We start from the raw sequence: 25,352 nt of genomic DNA on the forward strand, positions 1-25,352 counted from the left end.
CATGGGTGCCGGCGGCGGGTCCGCGGCGGCGGCTCCGTCCCGCGCGGCGGCGGGAGTGCTGGCAGCCACGTGCGTCTCGGCGTTCGTCGTGAACGCCAACACCTCGGCCGTCAGCATCCTGCTTCCCGCCATCAGCGCGGACACCGGCGCCTCCCTGTCCTCCCTGCAATGGGCCGTGACCGGCTATTCGCTGGTCGGCGCGGCGGTCATCGTCACCTCCGGCGCCCTGGGCGACATCTTCGGCCGGCGCCGGATCTTCCTCGGCGGGCTGCTGCTGTTCGTGGCCTCGTGCGCGATGATCGCGCTGGCCGGCAGCGGCGGCGTGGTGATCGCCGGCCGCGCGATCCAGGGCGCGGCCGGCTCCACGATCCTGGCCTGCGGCCTGAGCCTGTTGTCAGCCGGGATCTCCGGCCAGGCGCAGATGCGCTCGGTGTCGTTGTGGGGAGCCGCCTCGGCGGCCGGGGCGGCCGCCGGGCCGCTGCTCGGCGGCGTGTTCGTGAACATCACGGGCTGGCAAGGGCTGTTCTGGGTCGACGCCGGCATCGCCGCGGCCTGTGTCCCGCTGACCCTGCGCACGGTCTCCGAATCCAGGGACCCCAACCGTGCGAAGTCCGTCGACCTCGCGGGCACGGCGCTGATCGCCGCGGTGCTCGTCCCGTTCGTGTTCGCCGTGACCGAGGGAGCGGACTGGGGCTGGCTCAGCGCCGCGACCCTGGCGTGCTTCGCGATCTCGGCGGCGGCGGTGGCCGGCTTCGTCGTGGTCGAGAAGCGCGTGCGGGCGCCGCTGATCGACTTGGCGCTGCTGCGCAACAAATACCTGGTCGGCGCGAGCGTGGCGATTCTCGTGGTGGCGGGTTGCATCAACGGTGTCATGTACATCTGCAGTCTGTACTTCCAGAACCCCGCGGCGCTGGGCATGACTCCGCTGGAGGCGGGGTTCGCGACCCTTCCCGCCGCGGCCGGCATCGTCGTGACCGCGCCCCTGGTCACCCCGTTCGTCAACAAGCTGGGTGCCCGGACGGTGATCGCCGGAGGCTTCGGGATCGCGACGGCGGGATTCGCCGCACTCATCTTCGTCCACGCGTCCTGGGCCTACGCGGCGTTCGTCGCCCCGCTGGTCGTCCTCGCCGTGGGGATGGGGCTGGCCAACGGTCCCTCGTCCTCGGTCGCCACCAACTGCGTCTCCCAGGAGCAGGTCGGTGCCGCCTCCGGGATCTCCAACATGGGCCGCTACGTCGGCGCGGCGGTCCTCACCGCCGTGACGGCGGCGATCTTCAACTCGGTGCGCCTGCGCCACCAGGCGGCCGGCGCCTCCGCGGCGGACGCGCTGGCCAGCGGTTTCTCCCGCGCGGTCATCGGACTCGCGCTGTTCTGCGCCTTCGGCATCGTGCTGTCGCTGCTCGTCGGCCGTATCCGCCCGGCCGGCCCGCCGTCCGCGGTCCACTACGCCGCCGCCGCCGCGGCGACATCGCACACCATCCCGACGACGCCGACCGGTCCGGGCGGCGCGCCGTACGTCGACGATCCCGGAGGCCGGCATGTCCACTGAACGGCGCTCACACCCGACTCCCGCCGAGCGCGTCAAGGCGGGCAAGTCCGCGCGCAAGGCGGCTCCCGTGGAGCAGAACGCGCAATTCCAGCCCGCCGCCGATCGCGCCGACCCGGTCGCGATCCTGGAGGACCAAGCCAGGACCCGGGTCCCCGAACTGATCCCCGTCCGGCACGGCCGCATGCTCGTCTCGCCGTTCACGTTCTTCCGCGGCGCGGCTGCGGGGATGGCCGCGGACCTGGCGGCCACGCCCGACTCCGGACTGACGGTGCAGCTGTGCGGGGACGCGCACCTGTCGAACTTCGGCATGTTCGCCTCACCGGAGCGCAGCCTGGTCTTCGACGTCAACGACTTCGACGAGACCCACCCCGGGCCCTGGGAATGGGACGTCAAACGGCTGGCCGCCAGTCTGGAGATCGCCGGCCGGGACAACGACTTCGGCCCGAAGAAGCGGCGCAGAGCCGTCATGGCCGCCGCCCGCGGATATCAGCAGGCGATGGCCGAGTTCGCCGGGATGAACCAGCTCGACGTCTGGTACGCCCGGGCCGACATCGGGGAACTGCAGGACGCGCTGAAGGCGGGATTGACCAAGGCCAGGCAAAAGACCTTCGACAAAGCCCTGGCCAAGGCCCGCGGCCGGACCAGCGCGCGGGCCTTCGGCAGGCTCACCGGCCTGGTGGACGGCGAGCGCCGCATCCTGCCGGATCCGCCGTTGATCATGCCGGTCCGCGATCTGGTCCCGGACGTCGAACGCGCCGAGCTCGAGGAGTGGTTCCGCGAGTTGCTGGCCGGCTACCGCCGCACGTTGCAAAGCGATCGGGGCTGCCTGCTGGACGCGTTCGAGTTCGTGGACATGGCGCGCAAGGTCGTCGGGGTCGGCAGCGTCGGCACCCGGTGCTGGATCGTCCTGATGCGCGGACGCGGTCCCGACGACCCGTTGTTCCTGCAGATCAAGGAAGCGCAGCAGTCGGTCGTCGCCGAATACGGCGGCCGCCCCACCGCCGAGCCGCTCGGGGAGGGCGAGCGCGTGGTCCAGGGCCAGCGGCTCATGCAAGCCGTCAGCGACATCTTCCTGGGCTGGCAGACCGTCGAGGGGATCGACGGTCAGACGCGGGACTTCTACGTGCGCCAGCTCGCCGACTGGAAGGGCTCCGTGGTGATCGAAGGCCTGTCCCCGACCGAGCTGCCGGCGTACGGGCGGCTGTGCGGCTGGACCCTGGCCCGCGCGCATGCCCGGACCGGCGACCGGATCGCCATCGCCGCCTACCTCGGCGAGGACGAAGCCTTCCCCGAGGCCGTCGCCGACTTCGCCGCCCTGTACGCCGATCAGAACGAGCGGGACTACGCCGCTATGCAGGACGCCCGGCGCTCAGGCCGGATATCCGCCGAGTCCGGACTCTAGGAGCGCCCATGGCCACCGGCACAGTCGGCTCGCCGTCCCGGGCCACGGCTGGCAAGACGGTCCTGGCCACGCTGGCGGCCGCGCAGTTCCTGATGGCGCTGGACTCCTCGGTCATGAACGTCTCGATCGCGACGGTCGCCTCCGACGTCGGTACCACGGTGACCGGCATCCAGGGCGCGATCACCGCCTACACGCTGGTCATGGCCATGTTCATGCTCCCCGGCGGCAAGGTCGGGGCGATGATCGGCCGCAAGCGGGCGTTCACGATCGGCTGCGTGGTCTACGGCTGCGGGTCGCTGACCACGGCGCTCGCCCCGAACCTGACGGTCCTGCTGCTCGGCTGGTCGCTGCTGGAGGGCCTGGGCGCGGCCCTGATCCTGCCGGCGGTCGTGGCCCTGGTGGCGCTCAACTTCCCCACCGAACGCCGCCCGACCGCCTACGGGCTCATCGCGGCCTCCGCCGCCGTCGCCATCGGCCTGGGCCCGCTGATCGGCGGGATCGCCACGACGTACTTCTCCTGGCGCTGGGTCTTCGCCGGCGAGGTCGCCATCGTGGCCGTGATCCTGGCCCTGGCCCGGCACATCGCCGACCGGCCGAGCGAAGGCCGGCCGCGCTTCGACGTGATCGGCGCGGTCCTGTCCGCGACCGGGCTCGGACTGTTCGTCTACGGCGTGCTCCGCACCTCCGAATGGGGCTGGTTCGTCCCGAAGGCCGGGGCGCCGTCCTGGCTGGGGATGTCGGCGTCGATCTGGGTGATGCTGGCCGGGGTGCTGGTGGTGTGGCTGTTCCTGCTGTGGCAAAGCCGTGTGCTGCGCCGCGGCGGGGACCCGCTGGTCGATCCGGGCCTGTTCGCCAACCGGCAGCTGTCCGGCGGCCTGATCATGTTCTTCCTGCAGTTCCTGGTCCAGATGGGCGTGTTCTTCGTCGTGCCGCTCTATCTGTCCGTGGCCCTGGGCCTGTCCGCGATCAGGACGGGTGTCCACATCCTGCCGCTGTCCCTGAGCCTGCTGGCCGCCGCGTCCTTGATCCCGAAGCTGTTCCCTCGCGCCTCCCCGCGGCTGATCGTGCGCTTGGGCGTCCTGAGCCTGTTCGCCGGCGCCCTGTCCCTGGCCGCCGCGCTGAACGCCGACTCCAGCGCGGCCGTGGTGACCATCCCCCTGCTGCTGATCGGGCTGGGCATGGGAGCCCTGGCCTCCCAACTCGGCGCGGTCACCGTCTCCGCGGTCCCGGACAGCCGCAGCGCCGAGGTCGGCGGCGTCCAGAACACGGTCACCAACCTGGGCTCCTCCATCGGGACCGCCCTGGCCGGCTCCATCCTGATCGGCACCCTGACGTCCTCGTTCCTGTCCAGCATCGAGAAGAACCCCGCGGTTCCGGCGAGTGTGAGCGCCCAGGCCTCGACCAAGCTGGCCGCCGGTGCGCCCTTCCTGTCCGACTCCCAACTCTCCGCCGCGCTCACCAAGGCGAACGTTCCTCCCGAGCAGGCGCAGGCCGCCATGCAGGCCAACTCGGCGGCCCGCCTGGTCGCGGTGCGGGCCGCGGTGGCGATCCTGGCTCTGGTGGCGTTGATCGCCATGGTCTTCACCGGCCGGATCCCGAACCGGCAGCCGGGGGCGCCGGGGGCGGACTCCGCCCGGTCGAACAAGAGCACGAAGAATGTCACCTGATCGGCATGCCGCCTCGGGCCCGGCGCGGCACGCCGACTGGCTGCGGGGCTGGGTCGACCGTGTCACGCACGCCTGGCTGTCATCCCACCGGTGTAACACCGGTCGCAGGATTCGCATCCGGCAGTTCTCCTTGTATCCGGGACCGGTGTACCGATGCCGACCTATGACCCTCGAAGGTGTTCGCGCGGAGACGGGAGTGCGTCATGTCGGTCACGGGCCCTGCCTCCGCGCCTGAGCCCGGCGACGAGGAGGTCGCCGCACTCCGCCGCCGCGTCGCGCAGCTGGAGGCCGAGGCCGCCGCCCCGGCCAAACGGCGCAAGGAGCACCACCGGATCCGCACGTTCTTCGCGACGCTGCTGATCGTCCTGTCCTGTGTGCTGGCCCTGCTGTCGGTCGTGTCGGTGTGGGCCGCCAACACGGTGACCGACACCGACCGGTTCGTGGCCACCCTGGGTCCGCTGGCGAAGGACCCGGACGTGCAGGCCGGGGTGTCGAACCGGATCACCAACCTGGTGCTGGACCAGGTCGACGTCAACTCCGTGGTCGACCAGCTCTCGCAGGCCGCCGCCAACAGCAGCCTGCCGCCGGCGACCGCCTCCCTGCTCACGAGGGCGAACGGGCCGATCAGCAGCGGCCTGAAGAGCGTGGTGGGGACGGTCGTGGACAGGGTCGTGAGCAGCGACCAGTTCGCCACTATCTGGAACACCGCGCTGCGCGCGACACACACCGCGTTCGTGAGAGCCCTCACCGGCAAGGGCGGCGGCGCGGTCAAGCTGACCAACGGCGAGGTGCAGATCGACGTCGGACCGGCCGTGGCGATGGTGAAGGACCAGCTCGTCGATCAGGGCTTCTCAGCGGCGAGCAGGATCCCGACAGTGAACACGACCTTCACCGTCTACAAGTCCTCGAGCCTGGAGAAATTCAAGAACTACTTCCGCCTCCTGCAGATCGTCGGCGACTGGCTGCCGGTCATCACGGTCCTGATCGCGGCCGCCGGGGTCTACCTGGCCCACAACCGCCGCCGGGCCCTGATCGGCACCGCGATCGGGTTCGCGGCGGCGATGCTGGTACTGGGCATCGCCCTGGCGGTCTTCCGGTCCTTCTTCCTCGACCAGCTCCCACCGGACGTCAACACCGGCGCCGCGGGCGCCACCTACGACGCACTGGTGAGATTCCTGCGGATCACCACCCGCATGGTGGGCGCCCTAGCCGTCCTCGTGGCCCTCGGCGCCTTCCTGAACGGACCCACCCCCGTCGCCGTATGGATCCGCACAGGCAGCAGCAGCGTGATCGGCGCCATCCGCACAGTCGCCGACTCGGCCGGATTCCACGCCGGCCCGGTCGACCGCTTCACCACCCGCTACAAGCACTGGATCGGCATCGCGATCCTCCTGATCGCCTCAGTACTCTTCATCCTCTGGGACCACCCCACCGGCCTAGTAGTCTTCTGGTTCGCCTTCGTCATCGCCGCCGCCTTCGCCATCCGCGAGTTCTTCGCCCCCGGCCCAGGCCTGGTCCGCCGCGACCAGCTGCCTGTCGACGCGACAGGCACCGGGCCTGCGTGATCGGGGTCTTTCTGGTGCGTGTCCGCGCCGAGCACGTCGACGCGGACACGCTGCCCCACTTCCGCGACTTCCGAAGCGTGATCGAACTGCGACCAGGAGAGGTAGTTCTCCGATCTCTCCGACAGGCCGATCGACTCACCGGACGAGATCGTCCAGCTAGGAGACGCCTCTTCTGGTCAGCCGGCGTGGCGAAGGACGCCGACCAAGCCGTGCGTCTCGCCGTCGATGCCGGCGCTGAACCAGAGGGCGTCGGTGCCGCCGGTGGTGGCGGTGCCGGGTAGCAGGGCCCACAGGCCGGGGATGGTGATGGGCTTGCCGGTTGAGGTGTCGGTCAGCTGGCCGGCGATCTGGTGGAACTGGCCGTGGTGGTCGGGCTTGAGGACGGTGATCTGGCCGCTGCCGAAGTTGCCGATCAGCAGGTCGCCGGCCAGGGCTCCCCAGGAGGCCGGCGCGATGGCCAGACCCCACGGGTCGTTGAGGCCGTCGCGGGAGTCCACGCGGGTGACCAGGCGGCCGTCGGGGGTGAATTCGTCCACGAAGCCGACGCCTGTGCCGGGAACCTCGCGGCTGGTCTTGGGGTCGATCTTGGCGTAGGTCACGTAGACGTCGCCGTTGATGTTCTGCGCGTTGAACGGGGCGTAGCCCTTGGGGATGCCGGCGTCGCGGAACGCCCACGACGGGGTGTGCACGAGGCCGAAGGAGGAGTCGAACACGTCGATCCGGCCCTGGCCGAAGTTGGCCGCGTACAGCTGTTGGGCGCCGGCGGCCGTGGTCGCGAGGGCCAGCCCGGTGTACGCCGCACCGGGCTCGGTCGCCTTGATCTCGACGGCGCCCAGGTGCGGGTCGACGCTCGGGCTCCAGGCCGCGATCTCCCCGGTGATGGTGTCGAAGATGAACGCGGCCGGGGCGCTGGTCGTGCCGTTGCTGAGCACGAAGCCGCTGCCGCCGTTGAAGACCTGCCCGGTGGGCAGACCGACCGGCGAGTTTCCGGGGCCCGGAACGGTGACCCGGACCGTGGGAACCTTGGCGACCGCGCTCGAGTCCGGCGCGTCGGTGTACAGCGTGGAGGTGCTGGTGCCGGCGTTGGCCACCCACAATGGCGACGTCGGGCTCAGCGCCAGACCCCACGGATTGACGGCGTCGGCGTCGGTCAGCACGGCCTGGCCGGGCACATCCGAGACGAGGTTGACCCGCTGGGTGGCCAACGGCGATCGGAGGTGCCCGTGCCCGTGATCGTGCCCGTACTCGTCGGCGCTCGCCACGCCAGGCGCCGCGATCACCAGCCCGGCCGCGGCGGCCATTGCGGCGACCGCAGCGAGGGGACGGACAGACAGTGCGTTGCTTTTCATGTGGTTCCTTAGGTGAGGAGTCCGACCTCCCTAAGCACGAACACTTGATGGTCCCGGTTCAGCACTCATCGAAAATTCCGCGGATCGAGCTCAGAAGACGAGGCAAGTGAGGCAAGTGCGGGTGTTTCAGATCATCCGTCAAGCTATGCCGACTCCGGGCCGCAGCGAACGCATGATCCAGGTTCAGCTGGTCATCAGAACACGATGTCTGGTTTTCGTAAGTTCATCCTGCGCGGCAACTTGGTTGATCTGGCAGTGGCTGTGGTCGTGGGTTCGTTGTTCAGCTCGCTGGTCAAACAGTTCGTCGCATCGTTCATCACCCCGCTGCTGGGCACGATCGGCGCCACTCCGAACTTCGACCATCTGAGCTTCACGATCAGGCGTCACGCGTTCGCCTACGGGGCGTTCCTCACCGAGGCGTTCTCGTTCGTGATAGCCGCCATCGTGATGTACTTCGCGATCGTCCTGCCGTTCAGCCGAATGATCCACCTTTTCGACGGAAATCAGGCGGCCACGGAGAAGGACTGCCCTGCTTGCACCATGCGGATCCCCGTATTGGCCAAGCGCTGTCCCGAATGCACCACCGTCCTCGACTCGGAGCACTCGTGGGATCATGGAACCACTGCCGAGGAGGAGCGATGAAAGCCTTGACCTGGCACGGAAAGCGGAATGTGCGGGTGGAGACGGTGCCCGATCCCGCCATCGAGGATCCGACGGACGTCATCGTCAAGGTCACCTCGACCGGGTTGTGCGGGTCCGACCTGCATCTCTACGAGGTTCTCGGCCCGTTCCTGAGCCGTGGCGACATTCTGGGCCACGAGCCGATGGGCACGGTCGCGGAGGTCGGCTCCGAGGTCACGTCGTTGCAGGTGGGCGACCGGGTGGTGGTGCCCTTCAACGTCTCGTGCGGCACGTGCTTCATGTGCCGGACCGGTCTGCACTCCCAGTGTGAGACGACCCAGGTCCGCGAGTACGGTTCGGGCGCCTCACTGTTCGGCTACACGAAGTTGTACGGCCAGGTACCGGGCGGTCAGGCGGAGTTGTTGCGGGTCCCGTTCGGCGACCACCTGCCGATCAAAGTGCCTCACGGACCGCCGGACGACCGGTTCGTGTTCCTGTCCGACGTCCTGCCCACGGCGTGGCAGGCCGTCCAGTACGCGGCCGTGCCGCGCGGGGGCAGCCTGGTCGTGCTGGGACTCGGCCCGATCGGGGACATGTGCACCCGGATCGCCCAGCATCTCGGCGCCGACCTGGTGATCGGTGTCGACCTGGTGCCCGAACGCCTGGCACGAGCCCGCACCCGAGGTGTGCGCGTCCTGGATCTCCAGGTCCACGGCAAGAAGCTCGCTGACGACATCCGCGACCTGACCGGCGGACGCGGACCGGACGCGGTCATCGACGCCGTCGGACTGGAGGCGCACGGCGCTCCGGCGACCAAGCTCGCCCAACAGGCGACCGCCCTGCTGCCCAGCGCACTGTCCGCCAAGCTGATGCAGGTCGTCGGAGTGGACCGGCTGACGGCCCTGCACCTGGCGATCGATGTCGTGCGCCGCGGCGGCACCATCTCGGTGGTCGGCGTCTACGGCGGCATGACCGACCCCATGCCCCTGATGACGATGTTCGACAAGCAGATTCAGCTCCGCATGGGCCAGGCCAACGTCCGACGCTGGTCCGACGACATCCTGCCGCTGCTCACCGACGAGGATCCGCTCGGCGTCGACTCCTTCGCCACCCACCACCTCCCGCTGGACCAGGCGCCGGCCGCCTACGAGATGTTCCAGAAGAAGGAAGACGGCGCGGTGAAGATCTTGTTCAATCCGTGACGCGCGTGCAGCTCTAGCGGTACCGACCAGATGCGACAGCGGGAAGCTACTCAGAACCCGGCGTAGCGACGACCGACGCATCGAGCTGGTCGCGCAGAATCGCGGCCGCTCGCTGCGCGGTGCCCGCGCAGCACGTGTTCACCACGACGTGCACCTCATCGACGGACTCTCCGAGCCGGCGGCTTCGGTCCGCCCACGCCTTCAGCTCGGAAGCGGAGTATTCGTAGCGGTAGCGCTCTTCCTTTCCGCCTCGTGACCACGCGGCACTGTGGCCGTGCAGACGGATGACCGCCTTGTTCGCGGTGGCTGCGAGCAGCGCGGGAACGGCGCCGGGGTGGGACTGGGACATGTCGGCGCAGACGTAGGCAGCGTTGTGGGCGCGAAGCAACTGCCATGTCCGGTCACGCTGCTCCGGTTCCAGCCAGGAGCTGTGCCGGAACTCGACGGCTGCCGGGAACGGCGCGCATTGGCGCAGCGCGGCCCGGACCGCCGCCGACCCGGCGGCGTCCGCTCGGCATTGCGGCGGGAACTGGAGAAGCACCAGCCCGAGATGCCCTGATTCGAGCAGCGGCGTGAACGTCTGGTGGAAGCGGTGCCAGAGTTCTGCGACGAGTCCTGCCGGCGCCGACGACGCCGTCAGCCACGGGCCGCGAACACGGGTCCTGAGATCGGCGGGCAGCGTCGCGGTGCGCGTTCGATGGCCCGTGAACAGCGAGTACGCCTTGACATCCATGGTGAAACCGTCGGGCGCCGCGTCGATCCAGCCCGCCACGGTCGTGGCACTCGGCAGCGCGTAGTACGGCGCGTCGGCCTCGACGAGCGGGAACTGGCTGGCGTAATAGCGCAGCCGATCCGCCGCGGTCCTCGTTCCCGGCGGGTACCAACCGCTTCGAATCAGACTCGCGTCGGCCCACCCGGCAGTGCCTGTCAGGATTCGCATACTCCACACCTCCGGGCCGCCGCATGCCCCGTCTCCGGGGCGTCACGCGCGCCTCACCGCACCGGGAATCTTCGGAGGATCGGCGGGTCCGCTGTTTGAAAACGCGGCACCTGGCCAGACGGCATTCCTGTCAAGACATCTCGCGGCTCCGCCAAGAGGGGCTTCGAAACACGAAACGGAGGGTGATCATGGGCATCATCGCGTGGATCGTGCTGGGACTCGTCGTCGGTTTGATCGCCGACCGCATCATGGACAGCCCGCACGGGCTGATCGTCACGACCGTGGTCGGTATCGCCGGTGCGCTGCTCGGCGGCTGGCTGGCGCAGAAGATCTTCCACGTCGACAACATCCGCGGCTTCTTCAACCTGTCGACCTGGCTGACCGCGCTCGTCGGGGCGATCGTGCTGCTGGGCGTTCTCCAGCTCGTCACCGGCAGCCGTCGAGGACTGCGCCACTAAGGGAGCTGGGAAGCCGGACCGGGCGAGGCACGACACATCCCAAGGGACGGAAGACGGCCATGACGCTCAAGGACTCGCGGGACCTCGAACTGCTCACTGTCGGGGTGGAAGAAGAGTTCATGCTGGTGGACCCCGTCAGCCGCTTCACCGTGCCGCGAGCGCCCGAAGTCCACGCGTTCGCCGCCGAGCGGCTCGGCGAGCAAGTCGCGCGCGAGCTCTACGCCACCCAGGTCGAGATCAACAGCAGACCGGCGAAACAGGCTGAGGTGCTGCGGCAGGATTTGGTGGAGGCGCGGCGAGCGCTGGCTTCGGCGGCCGCTCACTTCGACTGCATGCTCGTCGCGTCCGGCACCGCGGTCCTGACGACCAAACCCTTTCCCATCACCGAGGGCGAGAGGTACGAGGAGATCGCCGAACGCTACTCGGCGGCGACGACCGACATCGACAGCGAGGCCAGCGGTTGCCACGTCCATGTCGGTGATCTGGAGTGCGACGAAGCCTTGGCACTGGCCGGTCATCTGCGACCGTGGCTGCCTGTGCTGCAAGTCCTGGCCGTCAACTCGCCGTTCGCCGCCGGGTCGTTCCGGCGCGTCGCGAGTTGGCGGCACTACCAGCAGCAGGCTTGGCCGATCACCGGGCCCACCCCGATGATGACCGCCCTGGAATATGAGGCTCGCGCCCAGGAACTCGTCGACGCTGGAGTACTGATCGACAAGAGAATGATCTACTGGTACGCCCGTCCGTCGGAACACCAGCCCACGCTGGAAATCAGGGTCGCCGACGTCTGCGCGGACGTCGACATCACCCTGCTCGTCGCCGTTCTCACCCGCGCGTTGGCCATGGTGCTTCTTGCGGACGTCCGAGCAGATACGCCGGCTCCGCGAACCGAAGAGCTCGAGGTCCGCGAACATCACCGCGGAGCTGCCACCCTCGGGCCGGCCGGGCTGTGGACGCACCCGCTCAGCGGCGTTTCGATGCCGTTGTCAGCCGGTGTCGAAGCCCTCGTCGCGCACGCGAGACCGGCGTTGGAGATGCTCGACGAGACGCGGCTCGTCGCACAGCTGCTGCGGCGCGCATACCATCGCGGCACCGGGGCGCAACGCCAGCGTGCCGCGTACCGGCGGCGCGGACGCCTGGAGGATGTCGTCGACGAACTCGCCGCCCAGACCATCCGCGCCTGAGCAGCGGTACTCACGCCCCGTCTCACGCCCCGTTGGCCCGCCTGGCGCGGTACGCCGCAGCTTTGGCCTTGTCGCCGCAGGTGCTCATGCCGCACCAGCGGCGTCGGCGCGCGTGGCTCCGATCCAGAAACGGCCGGGTGCAGGTGGGCGCGGCGCACCAGCGGATGCTGTCGTGCTGTTCGTCCCGAGCCAGTAGCAGGCCTTCCTGTGCCAGAAGAGCCAAGGCCTGCGTCACGGTCCCTGTTCTGTGCACGTTCCCGTGTGCGTCGATGGACAGCCGTGGGCCGTCGTGGGCAGCGAATCGGGTGAGTGTCTCGCGCACCGCTGGAGTGAGCGCGGACCCGCCGGTGAGGCTGACCACCAGGGTGTAGAGGGACTCGCGGAGCTGGCGCGCCGCGAGCAGGTCGGCTTCGCCCGCCGTCGGTGGTGTATCGACGACACGGGCCTTGACCAGCCAGTCCGCCAGGTCCTCAGGCGTGCTGAGGCGCTCGAGGCGGGTCGTGGTGCGCTCCGCGACGGTCGCGACGTAGTCGAGCACCACATGGCCGGCGACGAACTCGAATCTCACGTCACCATATTGACCGGTGACGCGCTGGCGTGCAACGCTGACTTCTGGCGTCACCTGACTGACCGGTGACGCGGACAGGTCTCAGCCTCAGCCTCACCTCACCGATACACCGCACCGATACACCGATACACCGATTCTTCAGGCGGGAGTCCCGGTGACCGACCGTGCCAGTGCCCTGACGTCCGCAACCGCTCGCGCGACCGAGCGTCTCGCCACAGCAGTGGCTCCCTCCAGCCCGCGCTATCTGGCCGTGGCCACACTGGTCCGCCTAGCGGACGGCGGCTCGACCGTCGCGCTGGTGACGCTGGCGATCTCGCTGCGTCACGGCGCCGGAGGGGCGAGCGGCGGCATACTCACAGCGCTGCTTACCGCGCCCCATCTCCTGGGCCCGGTGGCCGCGGGCCCGCTGGCAAGAGCCAAAGACCCCCGTCGGGTTCTGGCCGCGGCGTTCGCAGGTTTCGGCATATGCCTGGCGCTTTGTGGCGTCCTGCTGCAACACGGCCACCTCATCCTCGCAGCAGCGGCAGCTTGTACCGCTGGCTGTAGCGGACCACTGCTCACCGGCGGCTTGAGCACGCAAGTCAGCGCCCGCGCCGACGGCCTTGCGGAGCGACAACCGGGGACACCGCCGACACCGCCGCTTGATAAGAGTCCTGATATGCGGCGGGCAGAAGCCTGGGACGCGGCCACGTACGGCGTCGGGGCAACGCTGGGACCCACTGTCGTGGCAGGAATCGTGGCCCTCGCATCACCGGTGGTCTCGGTCGTGGCGCTCGGGGGCGCGGCGGTGGCCGCCGCGTTCCTGACCCTGAGGCTGCCGCGCGCCGCAGGGACCGGGCGCTCGGAGGCCGCGCAGATGCCGATGCGTAAGGTCTTCGCGGCGATCATGGCGGTTTCCGTACTCCGACGAACCCTCGCGGCCACGGTGCTCGCAGCCTTCGGCACCGGCGGCCTGCTGGTGGCCGCGGTGGTCTTCGGCACCCGTCTGGGTGGTCACACGGCCGACGGAGCCATGCTCGCCGCGGCCTTCGGCATCGGGAGCCTCACCGGATCGGCCGTGCTCATCATGCGGCCGTTGCGCAGCGAACCGGAGTCCGCGATGGTCGCTCTGCTAGCCGTCTCCGGCCTCCTGATCGCCTTGTCCGCAGCCGCACCCGATCTGGGCCTGGCAGCCGCCGCCTTCGCATCCGCCGGCGCGGCATCAGCCGCCCAATTCACCGCCAGCCTGGCAGTACGTTCCACCTACGCCCCACCCGGCACCCGAGCCCACGTGTTCGTGACGATGGCCGGCCTCAAGATGGGCTGCTCAGCCCTCGGCGCAGCCGTCGTCGGCACCGTCCTCACCATCGGACCACGCCCCGCACTGCTCCTGATCGCCTCCCTCGTCCTCAGCGGCGCGCTGATCGCGACCGTGATGAGGCGCCGGACTCGTTTCGGACCAGCGACTCAGGACTCTGTCGTGCCAGCGGCGAATGTTCCGAACGCTCGTGTCCGCTAAGTCAGCCCGGTGACCGGCCAGCGCGCGCAACCTGCTTGTCTGTCCCAGACGTCATCCATACTGGCGGGGCATAGGCGAGGCATATCCACGGCGAGAAGGGGGAAACGTGGCGCGATGGAGGCCGCTACCTGCGGGTCTGGCTCCGGCGGTGGTCAGGTTTGTCGTGCAGTTGCGGAAGCTGAAGGATGACAGTGGGCTGAGTCTTTCTCGGCTCGCGGCGAAGACCGGCTTCAGTGTCTCGTCCTGGGAGCGATACCTCGCGGGCAAGACGCTGCCGACGGCGGCGGCGGTCGAGGCGCTCGCCGAGTTGGTCGGCGCCGATCCGGTGCGGATCGAAGCGCTCCGGGATGCCGCGGCCCAGGTTTGGACGGAGCAGGCAGAGCAGACGGAGCAGATAGAGAGCGATAAGACAGGCCTAGTCGAACAGCCCTCTGACACGCTCGAGCCGGACGACGAGCCCGGGCCTCCAGCAGGTTCCTCCCGTTCAAGGCGACTCCTGCGGACTGCCGCGACTGGGGCGGCCGGTGCCGTCGTCGGTGCGGCGGTCACGCTGCTGCTGGTCGGTCCGAGGAGCGGCGGTACCAAGCCGCAGGCCTTGGCGGTCACTCCGCGGGTCACCTACACCTGTACCTACACGCAGCGCGGCGGGCAGTGGTACGCCGGAAACAGCGCGACGACCACCGACTTCCTTCAGGTCGACATGTGGGGTGCGGAAGTCGCCGAGCTCCAGTGCCTGCTGCAACGTGCGGGCTTCTCGCCGGGCGGTATCGACGGCAACTTCGGCCCGCTCACCGAACTCGCCGTGATCAAGGCGCAGAAGGCAGACCAGTTGGACGTCGACGGTCAGGTCGGGCCGAAGACGTGGGCGGCTCTGCGCGCATGACCGCTCCGCAACCCGACATCCCCGGCGAGGTCACGAGGCTCGCCGCCGAACTGCGCCGGCTGCGCGAACAGACCGGCCTGAGCTTCACCGCGCTCAGCGAACAGACGCCGTACAGCAAATCGGCGTGGCAGCGCTATCTGACGGCGAAGGTCCTGGCGCCCTGGCCGGCGGTCCAGGAGCTGGGGCGCCTGGCCGGGGAGCAGGAGCCGAGGCTGCGAGCGCTGTGGGAACTGGCCGAGTCCGCGACCCGGAGACGCGCCGCGGTCATGGCCGGGCCCGGTGGGACCGAGCCGCCGGAGACGACCAAGGCGACCAAGGCGACAGAGCCAACGGAGACAACGAATTCTCCGAACTCCGCGCGACCCGCAGAGAGCGCAACGCCAGAGACCCGGACCGAGACCAAGCCCGAGACCGGGCCCGCCTTCCCCCGTGAAAGGCGGGCCCGGGTTGCCGTCGCGATGATCCTTGTCGCGACAGTCGTTGCGGCCGTCCTCGGCGTCGCCGGCGTCCGCCTCCTCCACGGCACCGGCGTTACCGGCGGCACCACCAGCAAAGTGTTGAACGGCCGGTTCTCTGTGATCTGTACTAGCGGATCCTGCGATCCCACCTGCCAAGGCGCGGCCTGCACCGGACAGGACCCCCAGATGACGCTGTGCGGAGTTCAGGGCCTGCCGCTGCACCGCGAGCAGACTGCAAGCGGCGTCGGCGTGGAGATCCTCTACAACCCCCGGTGCCGAGCCGCTTGGGCGAGCTTCTGGAACACCCAAATCGGCGACACTCTCACAGTGGCCGCGCCCGGTCAGCCGACCGAGAGCGTCCGCGTCTCCGACCCCCGATACACCAGCGGTTTCACTTATACGCCAATGGTCTTCGTGGCTGGCTCCGGTACCGCGCTGAAGGCGTGCATCACGTCGCCCAGCGGCGTCCCCGACTGCTCCGCTGCGACAGCATCCTGATCCCTGCTCTGCGGACCGGGGTCTGACACACCGCTCGGGTCCCGCGCCGCGCCTACGGCTCTACTTGACGGTGAACCTCTGGTAGTTCCCGCCGTTGCAGGGGTCTATGTAGATCGCGCCTACGTTGTTCCCCTCCCCGTTGGTGTTGCTGTCCAGGCACCAGGTACCGGCCTTGAAGGTCTTGGTGCCGTCGGAGTTGGCGACGACGAGGAAGTTCACCGCGTTGTCGGCACACGGGGTCACGGTCTTCATGTAGACGAGGTTGCTGTTGGCCTGTGTCCCGGTGGTCAGGCATCGGCCGGTCTGGGAGTCCTGGAGGTATTGGTCGTTCCCGCCGAACGAGCCCATGATCCAGCTCTGGTAGGTGCCGCCGTTGCACGCGATCGCGTAGGCCGTGCCCGAGGTGTTGCTGTCCAAGCAGCGACCCGTCGCCTTGGAGTGGAGTGTCACCGTGCCGCTCGCCGATGCCGAGCTGGAGACCATCGCTGTCAGAGCCACGACACCGACGAGGACGCCGGCCGTCTGAACCAATCTGGTACGGAACATGAATACCTCCATCGCTCGGTGCCGGTACGCGAATCAAGTGCGCACGGACACCAGGCCGTGCCGCGGCCGTGTGGCCGGGGCACAGCAAGTCTTGTCGGCGGTGGGAGCCGAACGCGCCGGCTCGCGGCGTAGTGACGGACGCGCGGGATGGGATGGCGGCCGACCTGCGATTTCCCCTCGGCGTCTGACGAGATGGAGGGACCTTGGGAGGTCCGGTGCCGCAGCGGGAGTCACAGCGGTGCCGCTAGGAAGGCTCGATCCTCGGGGGCGAAGCCGGCCCGGGGCGGATCGAGTCGCGGTACTTGATCCTTGTCCAGATCCTTGTCCAGATCCTTGTTCAGGTCTTGACGCGGTGGCGGCTTCTGCATTCAATACCTACTGAGTCAGAGGCCTGATTCCGGAGGCCCAGCCTCCGCTCACGCGCACCCCATGCTCACCCCACGCTCCCCCCACCCCACGAAGTGCAGGAGACGAGCTGTGTCATCCCGAATCCACAAGATCATGGCCGGGCACACGCGGTTGCTGACGGCCGGCGTCCTGGCCGCCGGTCTCGCCCTCGCGGCGACCGGGCCCGCGACCGCCGCGTCCCGGGCTCTGCCGGCGGGCAGCACCATCCCGCTCGGCGACGGTTACATGGGCGTCGGCTACGTGCAGGACGCCAAGCAGTTCACACCGGACACCCGGCAGGTCACGGCCGCGGCCGTGACGCCCGACGCGACCTGGAGCCCGGCAGGCATCGACGTCTCGCACTACCAGGGGACGATCAACTGGTCGTCGGTGAAGTCGGCGGGGATCTCCTTCGCCTACATCAAGGCGACCGAGGGCACCACGTACACGGACCCGCAGTTCAGCGCGAACTACCTGCACGCGTACAACGCCAAGGTCATCCGCGGCGCGTACCACTTCGCGCAGCCGGGCTCCTCCAGCGGCGGCGCGCAGGCGGACTACTTCGCGGCCCACGGCGGCGCCTGGTCGAAGGACAACCTGACTCTGCCGGGCATGCTGGACCTCGAGGGCGGGTGCTACGGCTTGTCGACGACCTCGATGCGCAACTGGATCCTCGCCTTCTACAACGAGTACAAGGCGAAGACCACGCGCGACGTCGTCATCTACACCAGCCCGAGCTGGTGGAACACGTGCACCGGCAGCTGGAGCGGCATGTCCGCCAAGAGCCCGCTGTTCGTGGCGGACTGGACGTCCGCGGCCAACCCGACGATCCCCGCCGGCTTCCCCTACGCCACGATATGGCAGTACACAAACTCGGGGTCGGTGAGCGGCATCTCCGGCGCGGTGGACCGGGACCGGTTCAACGGCGGCAGCGCGCGGCTTCTGGCCCTGGCGAACAACACCTGATCCTGATGCGGCGCTGAGGCCTCAACCCCTCTGGGCTCGGCAGTACGGCGACGGTCGCCGCCCTGCCGGGCCCTTCCCCGTGCACGGTCCGGTAGAGGAGTGCTTAGGCCCGGCAGTCGGCCTTGCTCGGCGCTAGCCGAGCCCTGATGATGAAGCAGTCCGCTCAGGACGCGATCAGGTGAAGACCGACTGCGGGGAATCCGGTGCAGGAAGCGGGTAACGAAGCCTCGCCGCGTGATGCGGCGCAGCTCTTGCGCGTGGCCGAAGACGAGGCCGCCGAGCCTCATCGCCGAGTGGCAGCCGCGCGCGAGCTCGCCGATCTCGACGGACGTCACGAGCAAGGCGTCCGGCTGCTCACGGAGCTCGCCAGCGTGGGCGGCATCGGGGAAGCGCGGCTTCGGTGGCGTCCATGGCCGAAGCGCAAACGCAAGCGGCGCGGCTATCCCAGTGGCGGCGGCTGGGTTCGGGCGTTGGCGTGCGCCGCCCTTGCTGATCTACCGGCGCAGGACGGTGTCGGTGCCGTGCTGCTCGCCGGACTCGCCGCCGACCAGAAGGCATCAGCCTCCGCGCGCGAGTTCGCGGCCGTCCGGCTGGCCGCTATCGAAGGCCGGTCGGAACAGGCCGCGGCCCTTCTCGTCAGCCTCGCCTCCGACCGCAAAACTGGTGACGCGACGCGTGCGACCTCCGCGCGAAGCCTCGCGAAGATCCCCGGCCACGAGGCGACGGGAATCGGCCTACTCACCCGGTTCGTCGCCGATCCCGCGCTCACCGATGCGAGCCGCCTGTTCGCGGCGCGCTGCTCGACCTCCGTCGGCCACGGCGAAGTCGGCGTCGGGCTGCTTTCCCAGCTCATCGACGATCCCGCCTTCGACGCGGGTCAGCGGGTCGAGGCAGCTGTCCTGCTCGCCTCGATCGAGGGGCAGGCGGACACCGGCGCGGCGCTGCTGCGAGCCTTCGCCGAACAAGACGGGTTTCCGAGCCAGGCGCGGGTCCGCGCCGCCGGCGCCCTGAGCGCGGTGGACGGCCACGAGACGACGGCCGTGGAAGCGCTCGCCCGGCTGGCCGACGACGTTCGGCTCGGTCACGGCGAAGACTACGAACGGCCGAGTCGGGCCGAAGCCGCCGAACTCCTGGCACGGATCCCGGGACAGCTCGACGTCGGCGCCGGCCGACTCCTGCGCATCGCCCAGAACGCCGACGGCACCGTCGGCGTGCACCAACGCCTCAAGGCCGCCCAGGCGCTCGGCCAGCACGAGAAGTACCGGGCCACAGCCGCCGACCTGCTTGTCCGCATGGCCCGTGACCACCACCTCGATCGAGACCAGCGGGCCAACGCCGCCAGTTCCCTGTCCTACCTCGAAGGCCACGGGCCTGAGGCACTCAGGATCCTGCGGAACATCGCCTCCCAAGCCACCGAACCGTTCGACCACGCCGCGACTCTCGCCCACAGCCTCAGCAAGAGGCTGGAAGAAGAATCAGGCTGATGTGATGGCGAAGCACGGGCTCCGTGCCGCCCCACATCGCGGCGCAGGTCCGGCCGGCCGGTTCCACTGACCGGAACACGGCACGACACCTTGACGCCCGTCCGCTCAAGCTGGTCCGCGAAGGAAGGCCTTCGACTTCTGATTCGTCATCAGCGGTCATCAGAGGTCTTTGATACTCCCATCCCAGCAAGGGAAGAACATGCGAAAGTTCGTCAAGCGGGCGGCCCTGTTCGCGTCCTCGGCGGTCATGGCGGTGCCGGCCATGGTCGTCTCCGGCGGGGCGGCGCACGCCACCGGCTTCACGTCCATCCGGGTCAACGGATCCACCCACTGCCTCGACAACGCGACCGAGAACGCCGACAAGATCCAGATGTGGAACTGCACCGGCGGAGCCGAGCAGAAGTGGTTCCCGGAGTTCAACGCCTCGACCAACAGCTTCAGCCTCGTCAACCAGAACACCGGATCGTGCATCACCACGCCCTACCCCAACGGCCCGGGACCGCTGGTCATGCTGTTCTGCCTCGGGTCGACCTCACAACAGTGGAACATCATCTTCACGAGCGTCCCGCACGGCCAGACCAGCGGCGGCTACTCGGTCTGGCAGAACGTCGAGAGCGGGCTGTGCCTGAGCACCGACAGCGTGGCGAACGGGACCGCGCCGCGCACCTGGCCCTGCGACGTCGGCGCCCAGTACGAGCAGTGGCACTTCGACAACTGACACCCGCACCAGCGAACGCCCCGGTCGGCGGACACCGACCGGGGCGCGGAAGCAAAGTCCCTAGAAGCCCGCGCCCGGAAGCGTGGGGTTCCCGTCGGTCGGGAACGGGTTGGACGGCGAGGGGTCGCCGGCTGGGGCACAGGGCAGCGGGACGACCTTCGAGGTCCCGCTTTGCACGCCCCAGTCCGGGGGCAGCGGGGCGCCGGGGCACGGAGTGATGTAGTGCTGGCCGAGGATGGTGTTCCCGTCGATGTAGTCGCGGACCATCAGCACCTGCGGACTCGGCGGCGGCAGAATCGCGTGCGACGACGGGGCGGTCATGAGCGTCAGGGCACCAACGCCGGCCGCAGCCATCGCGGCGGAGCGTACCCAGAGCTTGCGGTTGGACGTGAGCTGGTTGAGTGGCATCTCTGTCCTTCGTTCCCGGAGTGGATGGGACCGGTCGCCCTGGCGTGCGGCGATCCACGAAGAGATACGAAGGGGGTTACACCAAATCACACGAGAAGCGGCCGCTGCCGCGCTGATACCGTGCCGAGATGATTCGGTTCGCGGGGCGGTTCTTCGACGTCGGCGCGGAGAGGGTGTACGCGGACGACAGGGTGACGCGTGAGGATCTTGTTGCGCTTGCCGGGATGCCTCGTCTTCGGGCGCTGAATCTCAATACGGCGGCCATTGGCGACGATGATCTGGAGGCGGTGGGCCGCCTGGTCGGGCTGCAGGATCTGGATGTGAGTACCACTGACATCACCGATGCCGGTGTGCGACATCTCAGTGGCCTGACTGACATGCGCCACCTGCGGATCAAGGAGACCCGGGTCACCGATGCCGGGTTGCGGCTGCTGGCGCCGATGGGGGCGTTGGAGACGGTCAACCTGCGGCGGCTCGACATCAGTGACGAGGGGCTGCGCGGGTTGGCTGAGCGGCACCGGTGTCTGGACACGATTGTCATCTCGGACGAGGTGGACGAGTGCCGGTTCACGGTTGCGGGCCTGGCCGAGGTGCAGCGCCTGCTCCCGGCGTGTGAGATCGTGGTGGTCGGCCGCGGTACCTTCCCCCATATCTGAGCAGGGAGCGCCGGGGTGTCACGGCACTGGACAAGTCGAGATGTGGAGTCCATGGCTATGTCGGCCGAGGCGCATCGGGCTGAGCTCCTGCGTGCTTTCCGGATCGGACCCGACGACCTCGCGGCCAACCGCGGCGGACGGCTAGGCGGCCGGCAACTGGCGCGGATCCGGCGACAGGAGTGGGCAACGGCGGCGCTCGTGCTCGCGGGTCTCGCGGTATTGGCCGGGATCCTTTGGTCGGTGGCCGCGCGGCCGTTCAACGCCGCGCAGCTGATCACGGCGGGCCTCGTGGCGGCCGGACTGCTGGCGGCCGGCGTCGCCCACATACGGCGACTGCGGCGGGCGACAGCCGAGGGTGAAGGTGAGCGTGAGAGCGAGGTCGCCTGTCACGTCGGTCCGGTAAAGGTGGGCTTGCGTGGCAGAGCAGGCTGGTGGCTGAGCATCAACGGACAGTCGTTCCACCTCCCCGTACGGTTCTGGCACATCGGCCCGGGACTGGAGTACCGGGTCTATGTCGCCACCAGCGCCAACCTGATCGTGGCGATGGAGCCGGTCGTCGACCTCACCGCCGAGACGCTCGCGTGGGAACGCACCGACGACGGCGAATTCCCGTTCGCAGCCGTCTACGACGGACAACAGCTACGGATCCGCGTCAACGACTTCCCCGCCGAACCGCTCTACACACTCATCGCGGACGGCCGCGAAGCCGTCGATCTCGACGACTGGCCCGCAGCCTGGAGCCGACCGAAGCCCACCCCCGACCTTCTGCGCATCGCCGGTGCCGAGCAGGCCAGGCGCGGCCGGGTCGACGCGATCTTCGTCGCCGACCGCGCGTACCGGCTCTGCACCGGCGAGACCGACGCCGATCAGGAGGAGTTCACAGGCGGACCGAGCAGAGCCGCGCTCGACGAGCTGCTCGGTCCGGGACGTGAGGGCGTGCGCATTCACTGGGACAGCGCACGGCCGATGCACTACGAGGTCGAAACCGGCGAGTCCCCGTACGTCTGCACCGTGACCGCCTATTTCCGCGGAAGTGAGACTGCGGCGGAAAGAGTGTTGCTCCAACGCCGCAGTCGTTGACCGGGCCGGCTACTGAATGATGACGAAGCCGTCGAGGGTCGTGTACTGCCCGGACAGTTTCGTCACGACAACGGTGTGGCTCCCGCGAGCGAGTCCGGTCGCCGCGTATACGACGACGTTCGCATGGCGCTGGCCGTCGGCCGGCACTGTGCTGACCGTCTGTTGAGTGCCACCGTCGATGCTGATTCCGATGTTGCCCTGGTCCGTGTATTGCTCGCCGAAGACCTGGACGCCGGTTCCGGAGAACGACAGCTTCGCCGTGGAGCCGTTCGCCGTGGCGTAGTGCACGTCGTCGTCATAGTCGCCGAAGCCACGGTTCGCCGCATAGCTGAAGCTGCTGTAGGCGATCGACGGGTCAGTGTCGTTGAGGCGCGAGTTCAGCGCTTGGAAGCCGTCGAGCGTGGCGTACTGGCCGGAAAGCTTCGTCACCACGATCGTGTGACTCCCGGCCGCGAGCCCGCTGGCGGCATACACGACCACGTTGGAGTGACGCTGCCCGTCAGCGGGAACGGTGCTGACGGTCTGCTGGGTACCGCCGTCGATGCTGATTCCGATGTTGCCCTGGTCCGTGTTCTGCTCGCCGAAGACCTGGACGCCGGTTCCGGAGAACGAGAACTTCGCCGTGGAGCCGTTCGCCGTGGCGTAGTGCAGATCGTCGTCGTAGTCGCCGAGACCGCGGTTCGACGAGTAGCTGAAGCCGCTGTAGGTGATCGACGGATCGGTGTCGTTGAGCCGGCTCGTGCCGGCGGGCGCGCCGACGGAGATCTGGGAGGACGGGGTTCCGGCCGGGACGGGCACGATCAGGAAGCCGCCGGACAGGTACTGGACGCCGCTGACCTGCGTCGAGCCCACGAATACCGGCGTGCTGGAGCTGAATCCTTCGCCGCCGATGAGCACCTGCGTGCTCGTGCTCGTGGTCGGCGAGGCGTAGTAGATCTTCGGGCCGGCGGCGACGGCCAGTGCCGAGTTGGCAGCCCGCACACCGGCCGCGCTGAACAGGCCGTTGGGAACGTCGCCCGGCGCCGGCGTGGCGGAAATGGTGGTCGTACCGCTGACGTTGGAATCGACCGGCGCGTTGCACGGGTAGTACTGCGTCTGGTTGGAGAAGTAGTTGCCGACGATCCAGAAATGGCCGGTCGGGCTACAGCCGCCCTGCGACGCCGAGCCCGCGCCGAAGGCGACGTTGCCCTGCCAGTTGATCCACTCCGAGCCCGCGTCGTCGTAGTAGGTGAAGTTGGTCGTCGGGCCGTGATAAGCGATGTTGCCGGTCACCTGGAGACCATGGGCCAGGGTCTGGACCGGGTCGATCGTCGTGCCGCCGCTTTGGTAGACGTACTGCGTCTGATGCCCTTCGGCGTAGATCGCGCCGCCGTCGCTGCGCACCGACAGGTAGTTGTGGAAGACGTTGTCGCTCAGGGTGTTGTTCTCGTTGATGTTGGTCGAGTTCTGCGGCGCGCTGGCCTGGTCGACGTGTCCTTGGATGACGCCGGCGGTGATGCCGGTATAGGGCAGGTCGTACAGGTCGTTGTGGGTGATGGTGGTGCCGCGCGAGAACAACAGCGTGATGCCGCAGGCTGAGGAGTAGTCGGTGCCGATGTGGTGGACGATGTTGTCCGAAACGGTGGTGCCGGTGAGGATCTCGTTGGTCCCGATCACGTCCGCGCTGACCGCGGAGCCGTTCGGTGTGCAGTTCTGCTTGATGCCCGCGGACTCCGACGCGTCGGTCGGCAGCGGATCGTAGGTACAGCCGAGCAGAATCGCCGTCGAGGCGATGTCCGTGAACTCGTTGCCCTGGATGAGGGTGTTCGCCGACCCGTACATCACGCTCAGCCCGGCGCCGCCGAGCTCGGCGAACCGGTTCCCGGTGAGCGTGACGTTGTTCGAGGCGGTGAACGCCACGTTCGCCGTCGGCTGGGTCAGCGCGCCCCAAGGGCAAGTCCCGGCCGGTGAGGAGAAGGTGCACATGCCCTGGTTTTTCGCCCCGGTCATCCGCAGGTTGCTCTGCACGTCGGCGAAGCCGGAGGCAGCCGAGGGCGCGTTCCAGGTGGCGTAGGAGAACTGCAGACCGCGGAACGTCACGTCGTGCAGCGGCTTGGCCAGCGTGCCGGCTCCTTGCAGCAGGGACTCCAACCGCGGCAGCTCGACGTCCAGCGCGCTCATCTGCTGTCCGGTGGCGGGCTGGTAGTAGAGGGTGTTCGCGGCCGAGTCGAGGAACCACTGCCCGGGGTGGATCAGAGCCCTGGCATCCTCGATCAGCGTCGGCATGGTGCCGGTCGACATCGACGGCAGTCCGCCGCTGCCCTGGCTGAACGAGGCGCGCGCGGTCGTGTCGGTCCAACACGGCTGGGCCATCGTCAGCGTCTTCGCGGTGGCCGAGTAGCTCGCCACCCTGCACCGGGACTCGGTCCACGCTCCGTTGCCGCCCGGGTAGTCGAACTCCACCCCGGCGACCTGGGCCGCGCTCAGCGCGCCGAACCAAGCCGACGCCGCGGCGTCGCCGCCGATCGAATAGCCGGTCGACGTGCCACTCCAACCGCCGGCGAACCCCAAGGCGGACGGCGTGGACATCGCGATCGGCGCCTCGGCTCCGCTGACGTACAGCTGCCGACTGGCACTACCTGCCGGAACCACGGCCGACCACACCCCGGACGTCCCCACCTGAGTCCAGCCAGTGACCTGAGACGCCCCCGAGATCACCGGATGCGCCCCCGGCGCGGCCTGCCACACCACCGGATGCCCGGCGCTTCCCGAATCCGCCGCACCGAAGGCCCATGTGGCGGCCAGCCGGTACGTGCCGTCCTGCACCAGCACGGTCACGTCGGCGCCCGGCGTCGCAGCCAACTGCGATCGAACGGCGCCCTGCGCGCCCGACAACGAGCACGGCGCGGCCTGCGAGCAGGCAGAACCACTGCCGCTCGGCGAGGCGTAGAACGTCACGGCGGTCGCGGCCGACGTCTGCGCAGCCGCCGACACCGCGACCGCGGCCGTCAACGCCGCGGTGCCCGTCCAGGCCGTCAGCCGTCTTCCCAGTATGGACAAACCCATGGTCCATCCTTTCGTCGAGCCGTCGGCCAGACGGTCTGCGCCGACCCTGCGGACACGCTCCGATGCCGATTCATCAGATGTATCGCTTGGGATACTTACTCCCGCCACAGGGCTCGCGCAAGGGGTCGCGCCACCCGAAAAGCGGGGACGCAGCTCTCTGAGGAGATGGAAGACGCCAGATTCAGCATGCTTGAATCAGTCGCGGATCGGTGGCGAATCGGTG

The 25,352-nt window shown here is 68.8% G+C and carries 22 protein-coding genes; 16 read left to right on the forward strand and 6 right to left on the reverse strand.

Annotated features, from left to right (window positions below; all coding sequences use genetic code 11):
• Window position 1: 1 nt before the first annotated feature.
• The 4 genes from CACI_RS32720 (at window position 2) to CACI_RS32735 (ending at window position 6,183) form a co-directional block, all read left to right on the forward strand.
• Window positions 2–1,549, forward strand: coding sequence for an MFS transporter (locus CACI_RS32720; RefSeq protein ID WP_015795179.1), 1,548 nt, complete (start codon window positions 2–4; stop codon window positions 1,547–1,549).
• Complete coding sequence (locus tag CACI_RS32725) at window positions 1,539–2,951, forward strand: DUF2252 domain-containing protein (protein ID WP_015795180.1); 1,413 nt, start codon at window positions 1,539–1,541, stop codon at window positions 2,949–2,951. Before CACI_RS32720 ends, CACI_RS32725 begins: the two co-directional genes overlap by 11 nt.
• Before the next feature lie 8 nt (window positions 2,952–2,959).
• Window positions 2,960–4,618 carry an MFS transporter gene (locus CACI_RS32730; RefSeq protein WP_015795181.1) on the forward strand — a complete coding sequence of 553 codons (1,659 nt, stop codon included), beginning with the start codon at window positions 2,960–2,962 and terminating at the stop codon, window positions 4,616–4,618.
• 203 nt (window positions 4,619–4,821) lie between these two features.
• A complete protein-coding gene (locus CACI_RS32735) occupies window positions 4,822–6,183 on the forward strand; it encodes a hypothetical protein (protein WP_015795182.1) in 1,362 nt (453 codons plus the stop codon).
• A 176-nt stretch (window positions 6,184–6,359) separates the two neighbouring features.
• Here CACI_RS32735 and CACI_RS32740 read toward each other — a convergent pair whose 3' ends face one another.
• Window positions 6,360–7,532, reverse strand: coding sequence for a TIGR03118 family protein (locus CACI_RS32740; RefSeq protein ID WP_015795183.1), 1,173 nt, complete (start codon window positions 7,530–7,532; stop codon window positions 6,360–6,362).
• Window positions 7,533–7,736: 204 nt separating this feature from the next.
• Here CACI_RS32740 and mscL point away from each other — a divergent pair, with 204 nt between their 5' ends.
• Together mscL and CACI_RS32750 are read left to right on the forward strand one after the other, a co-directional pair.
• Entirely contained in the window at window positions 7,737–8,174 is a 438-nt protein-coding gene (gene mscL / locus CACI_RS32745; protein WP_015795184.1) for a large conductance mechanosensitive channel protein MscL, read from the forward strand.
• Window positions 8,171–9,355 (forward strand): zinc-dependent alcohol dehydrogenase, encoded by a 1,185-nt coding sequence (locus CACI_RS32750; protein WP_015795185.1) that lies wholly within the window; start codon window positions 8,171–8,173, stop codon window positions 9,353–9,355. The genes mscL and CACI_RS32750 overlap by 4 nt, the downstream gene beginning before the upstream one ends.
• Before the next feature lie 46 nt (window positions 9,356–9,401).
• Here CACI_RS32750 and CACI_RS32755 read toward each other — a convergent pair whose 3' ends face one another.
• Window positions 9,402–10,295 (reverse strand): DUF72 domain-containing protein, encoded by an 894-nt coding sequence (locus tag CACI_RS32755; RefSeq protein WP_015795186.1) that lies wholly within the window; start codon window positions 10,293–10,295, stop codon window positions 9,402–9,404.
• Window positions 10,296–10,483: 188 nt separating this feature from the next.
• On the opposite strand from CACI_RS32755, the gene CACI_RS32760 reads away from it, so the two are divergent.
• Both CACI_RS32760 and CACI_RS32765 read left to right on the forward strand, forming a co-directional pair.
• Complete coding sequence (locus CACI_RS32760; protein ID WP_015795187.1) at window positions 10,484–10,753, forward strand: GlsB/YeaQ/YmgE family stress response membrane protein; 270 nt, start codon at window positions 10,484–10,486, stop codon at window positions 10,751–10,753.
• Window positions 10,754–10,812: 59 nt separating this feature from the next.
• On the forward strand, window positions 10,813–11,934 hold the full coding sequence (locus CACI_RS32765; protein WP_015795188.1) for a carboxylate-amine ligase: 1,122 nt from the start codon (window positions 10,813–10,815) through the stop codon (window positions 11,932–11,934).
• 22 nt (window positions 11,935–11,956) lie between these two features.
• Here the strand turns inward: CACI_RS32765 and CACI_RS32770 are convergent, their stop codons facing one another.
• The gene (locus tag CACI_RS32770; protein WP_015795189.1) at window positions 11,957–12,502 is read right to left on the reverse strand and encodes a CGNR zinc finger domain-containing protein; all 546 of its coding nucleotides are present in this window, start codon (window positions 12,500–12,502) and stop codon (window positions 11,957–11,959) included.
• A gap of 154 nt (window positions 12,503–12,656) precedes the next feature.
• Between CACI_RS32770 and CACI_RS50410 the strand changes: the two genes are divergently transcribed.
• The 3 genes from CACI_RS50410 (at window position 12,657) to CACI_RS32785 (ending at window position 15,839) form a co-directional block, all read left to right on the forward strand.
• Complete coding sequence (locus CACI_RS50410; RefSeq protein ID WP_015795190.1) at window positions 12,657–14,000, forward strand: MFS transporter; 1,344 nt, start codon at window positions 12,657–12,659, stop codon at window positions 13,998–14,000.
• Between the two features lie 163 nt (window positions 14,001–14,163).
• Window positions 14,164–14,883: a peptidoglycan-binding protein gene (locus CACI_RS32780; protein WP_015795191.1), complete on the forward strand. Its 720-nt coding sequence runs from the start codon at window positions 14,164–14,166 to the stop codon at window positions 14,881–14,883.
• Window positions 14,880–15,839, forward strand: a complete 960-nt coding sequence (locus tag CACI_RS32785) for an XRE family transcriptional regulator (RefSeq protein WP_015795192.1) — start codon at window positions 14,880–14,882, stop codon at window positions 15,837–15,839. The genes CACI_RS32780 and CACI_RS32785 overlap by 4 nt, the downstream gene beginning before the upstream one ends.
• Window positions 15,840–15,899: 60 nt before the next feature.
• On the opposite strand, the gene CACI_RS32790 is transcribed toward CACI_RS32785, so the two are convergent.
• Window positions 15,900–16,385, reverse strand: coding sequence for an RICIN domain-containing protein (locus tag CACI_RS32790; protein WP_015795193.1), 486 nt, complete (start codon window positions 16,383–16,385; stop codon window positions 15,900–15,902).
• Between the two features lie 501 nt (window positions 16,386–16,886).
• On the opposite strand from CACI_RS32790, the gene CACI_RS32795 reads away from it, so the two are divergent.
• The 3 genes from CACI_RS32795 to CACI_RS32805 all read left to right on the forward strand — a co-directional run bounded on the left by CACI_RS32795 (window position 16,887) and on the right by CACI_RS32805 (window position 19,940).
• Window positions 16,887–17,738, forward strand: coding sequence for a GH25 family lysozyme (locus tag CACI_RS32795; protein WP_041542897.1), 852 nt, complete (start codon window positions 16,887–16,889; stop codon window positions 17,736–17,738).
• 257 nt (window positions 17,739–17,995) lie between these two features.
• Window positions 17,996–19,222: a hypothetical protein gene (locus tag CACI_RS32800; RefSeq protein WP_041540591.1), complete on the forward strand. Its 1,227-nt coding sequence runs from the start codon at window positions 17,996–17,998 to the stop codon at window positions 19,220–19,222.
• A gap of 199 nt (window positions 19,223–19,421) precedes the next feature.
• Window positions 19,422–19,940 (forward strand): RICIN domain-containing protein, encoded by a 519-nt coding sequence (locus CACI_RS32805; protein WP_015795197.1) that lies wholly within the window; start codon window positions 19,422–19,424, stop codon window positions 19,938–19,940.
• 60 nt (window positions 19,941–20,000) lie between these two features.
• On the opposite strand, the gene CACI_RS32810 is transcribed toward CACI_RS32805, so the two are convergent.
• On the reverse strand, window positions 20,001–20,348 hold the full coding sequence (locus tag CACI_RS32810; RefSeq protein WP_015795198.1) for a hypothetical protein: 348 nt from the start codon (window positions 20,346–20,348) through the stop codon (window positions 20,001–20,003).
• A 128-nt stretch (window positions 20,349–20,476) separates the two neighbouring features.
• Between CACI_RS32810 and CACI_RS46365 the strand changes: the two genes are divergently transcribed.
• Both CACI_RS46365 and CACI_RS52995 read left to right on the forward strand, forming a co-directional pair.
• On the forward strand, window positions 20,477–21,004 hold the full coding sequence (locus CACI_RS46365) for a leucine-rich repeat domain-containing protein (protein ID WP_015795199.1): 528 nt from the start codon (window positions 20,477–20,479) through the stop codon (window positions 21,002–21,004).
• Window positions 21,005–21,055: 51 nt separating this feature from the next.
• Window positions 21,056–22,084: a hypothetical protein gene (locus CACI_RS52995; RefSeq protein ID WP_223297315.1), complete on the forward strand. Its 1,029-nt coding sequence runs from the start codon at window positions 21,056–21,058 to the stop codon at window positions 22,082–22,084.
• A 9-nt stretch (window positions 22,085–22,093) separates the two neighbouring features.
• Here CACI_RS52995 and CACI_RS46370 read toward each other — a convergent pair whose 3' ends face one another.
• Window positions 22,094–25,129 (reverse strand): NosD domain-containing protein, encoded by a 3,036-nt coding sequence (locus CACI_RS46370; RefSeq protein WP_015795201.1) that lies wholly within the window; start codon window positions 25,127–25,129, stop codon window positions 22,094–22,096.
• Between the last annotated feature and the right edge of the window lie 223 nt (window positions 25,130–25,352).

This window comes from Catenulispora acidiphila DSM 44928 (assembly GCF_000024025.1).
Classification (GTDB): domain Bacteria; phylum Actinomycetota; class Actinomycetes; order Streptomycetales; family Catenulisporaceae; genus Catenulispora; species Catenulispora acidiphila.

Excerpts from the sequence above, each read along its gene's own strand:
- CACI_RS32765 (WP_015795188.1), top strand. The coding sequence starts at position 10,813 with ATGACGCTCAAGGACTCGCGGGACCTCGAACTGCTCACTGTCGGGGTG.
- CACI_RS52995 (WP_223297315.1), top strand. The coding sequence starts at position 21,056 with ATGGCTATGTCGGCCGAGGCGCATCGGGCTGAGCTCCTGCGTGCTTTC.
- CACI_RS32755 (WP_015795186.1), bottom strand. The coding sequence starts at position 10,295 with ATGCGAATCCTGACAGGCACTGCCGGGTGGGCCGACGCGAGTCTGATT.
- CACI_RS32795 (WP_041542897.1), top strand. The coding sequence starts at position 16,887 with ATGGCCGGGCACACGCGGTTGCTGACGGCCGGCGTCCTGGCCGCCGGT.
- CACI_RS32720 (WP_015795179.1), top strand. The coding sequence starts at position 2 with ATGGGTGCCGGCGGCGGGTCCGCGGCGGCGGCTCCGTCCCGCGCGGCG.
- CACI_RS32740 (WP_015795183.1), bottom strand. The coding sequence starts at position 7,532 with ATGAAAAGCAACGCACTGTCTGTCCGTCCCCTCGCTGCGGTCGCCGCA.
- CACI_RS32760 (WP_015795187.1), top strand. The coding sequence starts at position 10,484 with ATGGGCATCATCGCGTGGATCGTGCTGGGACTCGTCGTCGGTTTGATC.
- CACI_RS32750 (WP_015795185.1), top strand. The coding sequence starts at position 8,171 with ATGAAAGCCTTGACCTGGCACGGAAAGCGGAATGTGCGGGTGGAGACG.
- CACI_RS32805 (WP_015795197.1), top strand. The coding sequence starts at position 19,422 with ATGCGAAAGTTCGTCAAGCGGGCGGCCCTGTTCGCGTCCTCGGCGGTC.
- CACI_RS32790 (WP_015795193.1), bottom strand. The coding sequence starts at position 16,385 with ATGTTCCGTACCAGATTGGTTCAGACGGCCGGCGTCCTCGTCGGTGTC.
- mscL (WP_015795184.1), top strand. The coding sequence starts at position 7,737 with ATGTCTGGTTTTCGTAAGTTCATCCTGCGCGGCAACTTGGTTGATCTG.
- CACI_RS32725 (WP_015795180.1), top strand. The coding sequence starts at position 1,539 with ATGTCCACTGAACGGCGCTCACACCCGACTCCCGCCGAGCGCGTCAAG.
- CACI_RS32735 (WP_015795182.1), top strand. The coding sequence starts at position 4,822 with ATGTCGGTCACGGGCCCTGCCTCCGCGCCTGAGCCCGGCGACGAGGAG.
- CACI_RS32730 (WP_015795181.1), top strand. The coding sequence starts at position 2,960 with ATGGCCACCGGCACAGTCGGCTCGCCGTCCCGGGCCACGGCTGGCAAG.
- CACI_RS46365 (WP_015795199.1), top strand. The coding sequence starts at position 20,477 with ATGATTCGGTTCGCGGGGCGGTTCTTCGACGTCGGCGCGGAGAGGGTG.
- CACI_RS32785 (WP_015795192.1), top strand. The coding sequence starts at position 14,880 with ATGACCGCTCCGCAACCCGACATCCCCGGCGAGGTCACGAGGCTCGCC.
- CACI_RS46370 (WP_015795201.1), bottom strand. The coding sequence starts at position 25,129 with ATGGGTTTGTCCATACTGGGAAGACGGCTGACGGCCTGGACGGGCACC.
- CACI_RS32810 (WP_015795198.1), bottom strand. The coding sequence starts at position 20,348 with ATGCCACTCAACCAGCTCACGTCCAACCGCAAGCTCTGGGTACGCTCC.